We start from the raw sequence: 2,784 nt of genomic DNA, 5'->3' as shown, positions 1-2,784 counted from the left end.
GCGCCGACACCGCCGCCACCATCCTGGGCTCCCCGCCGCGGGCCTCGACCGGCGCGCACCGGCAGCACCGCAAGCGCCGGGCCGGTGGCCGGCTGGCGGCGCTCCGGCCCGGCGCGGGCGGTGACAGCACCACGCCGGGGACGAACCGGGCCACCTCGGGGGCGAGCCGGTCGCTGACCCGGCGCCTGTCGTCCGTCGCGGCGTTACCGCGTCAGGTGCTGATCGCCGCCGCGGTGGTGGTGCTGCTCCTGATCGGCCTCGGCGGCTATCTGGCGCTGGGCGGGAGCGACGGGGACGCCGTGGCCGACACGCCCGTCAACACCGTCGAGGGCGCTCCGCCAGGTACGGTGCCCGCCCGGCCCGCGCGGTACAGCGAGTCGCTGCGCGCGGACTATCTGCGGGAGTGCGTGCAGATCAGCCACGGGCTACAGGCCTACTGCGCGTGCACGCTGGAGAGGCTGGAGGCCAACTATCCGCAGGACCAGTACGAGCAGTTCAACAAGAACGTGAACTCGCCGGAGACGACAAGGATCGTTCAGGAGATCTCCGACCAGTGCGTGAGCGTCTGATGACGGCGAGCTGTGCTGTAGGCTGTATTCGTCCATATTTCCGGTGTTTCGTGGCGTGCGGGCTTTCGCGGGCGTCTGGGCCGTCCCTGATGGATGTTGATCGATGCGGACGGTGACCCAGGTAGTCTCAGGTGGGGCGGAGGGTGGCGAGGCCCCCGTACGGCGCGGAACGGCGGATCGGGGGCGTGCAATAGCGGAGCTATCGGTGACGACAACAACACGACAGGTGTTCGCCTGGGTGCCACCCGTGCGGGCGAGTATCCGTCGGGCACGGCCTACGCCCTTTACCCGGACGACTACCTGGACCTGGGGGGCAGGACATGCCCACCGACGGGCTCTGGCCGAGTGGCGATGACGCGTGGGCGTGGGACGCCGTCGCCGGGGCGCGGCGTCCATCGACGGCAGCCGGTGACGCGGGCAGCCCGGTGACCGGCCCCACGGGCCGTTCCGGCGTACCGGGCCGACGCGCGGACGACTTCTTCGCGGTCGAGCGGGTCGGGGAGGCCGATGACCGCTCCCAGCCGTCCGTCCCGCCGGTTCCGGACAGATCCGGCGCCCAGGATCCAGCCGGCCAGGGGTGGCGCGACCGTCCTTTCCCCGCCCCCGACCCGTTCGACGTCTCCGCCGGCCATGAGCGGCCGGTGCTGCCCGCCTATCCGTTCCAGCCGGCTCCTCCGCTCCAGCCGGCTCCTCCGCTCCAGGCTCCTCCACCCGATCCGCGGCCCGGCTGGCTGCCGAGTGGTGGTGACCCCGCGGCAGGCACGACCGGCGGCTACGGCAGTGGGCGCTGGGGGCTGTCCGTGGAAGGCGGCGATCGCGTCGGTGTCACCCAGCGTGACGTCGGTGCGCCCGGCGGCGCTGACGGATTCACTGGTTATGGCAGCGCCGCCGGCCAGAGCGCCGCCGGCCAGAGCACCGCCGGCCAGAGCGCCGCCGGCCAGAGCACCGGCCATCCCTGGCAGTCCGCTCCGGGGCCGGCGAGCGGGAGTGGCGCCGGGCCGAACAACTATCAGCCCGGCGTGCTGCGTGGCTTCGCTCCGCAGCACCCCGATACCCGCAGCTCCACCGACGGTTATCGGACTCGTCCGCGTGACGACAGGCCCGCCCCCCCGCCCGCGGGCAGCTCTTTTTTCGCTGCTGGCCAGCCCGGCCAGCGCCTGTTCGACACGGGCGCCACCGGGCGGCCGGACGACCGTCGGCCCGGTGGCGCGCAGCCACCGCCCGGCCGGGTGCTCCCGGCCGCCATGCCCCGGGCTGCCGTACCACCGGCATCCCTGCCACCTGCGGCGGTACCACCGGCATCCCTACCGCCGGTGGGTATGCCGCCGGACGGCGGTTTCGGGGGGAGCGCAGGCCCGGCACCGGCCCGTGGCCCGGCCGGGTACGGCGGCCCCGGCTCCACCGGTAACGGCGCGCCGGGCTCCGGCGGTTTCGGGGACCGTTACGGAAGCGGTCGTCCGAACGGTTACGGGCCGACAGGCCATCAGGCCGGTTACCCGTCGCTCATGGGAAATGATCGTGAGCTCCTGCCCCGCCAGCCGGACAGCGCCGGGCCGGGGGACGGATCGACTTCCTACCTGACGGGCGACCCGTTCCGGGCGGCACAGCCCCACGGCCGCGGACGGCTGTCCCCTGCCGGGCCGAACCCGCTGCCTCCCGACCGGGGCGGCCCCCTGGACGGGGGCCCGGCCACCCCAGCCGGCAGCCCGGTTCCGAACGGCTACGGAGCGGGCGGATATCCCGGTTCCGGGGCCGCTCGGGCCCTCGTCCGCGGTGCCGGCGTGAACGACGGCGCGCCGTCCGCTCCTGGCGCACCCCGGCCGGCCGCCGGGAGAGCGGGCGGCGGCAACGACCGGGCCGTGCTTCTCCCGCCCGCCTACCGGGGCCAGGCCGCGGCCACCAGGGCTGAGCCGCCCGCTCCCGCCCGGACGCATTCACGTACCGCCCCCCGGCCACCGTCGGCGATGTCCGGAGCCAGGACGCCCGGGGGCGGCCTGCCAGGCGAGGCGGCCTTCGCGGACCCTGCCGCGGCGTCCTCCGCCGCCGGGCCGGTGGAACGCACCGATATCGTGCCGAGGGTCACTGACGCCGTACGGCCAAGGACGTCGCGTGACAATATGCCGTCGCCTCCAACCGTGCCACCCGGGGTGCTGGGACAACCGCTGTCGGAGATGACCGCGACGCTGTCGAGGATCGGGTCCGTGCCGGACACCGG

At 74.6% G+C, this 2,784-nt stretch carries 2 pseudogenes; both read left to right on the top strand.

What is annotated here, in order from left to right:
- Positions 1-569, top strand: a pseudogene (locus NBW84_RS20465) (hypothetical protein); the annotation flags it as partial.
- Positions 570-889: 320 nt separating this feature from the next.
- Positions 890-2,784, top strand: a pseudogene (locus NBW84_RS20460) (hypothetical protein); the annotation flags it as partial.

Source organism: Protofrankia sp. CiP1_Cm_nod2, from assembly GCF_920664355.1.
GTDB lineage: Bacteria > Actinomycetota > Actinomycetes > Frankiales > Frankiaceae > Protofrankia.
The sequence above is the reverse complement of the archived record's forward strand: the minus strand, read 5'-3'. Positions and strand labels throughout refer to the sequence as shown.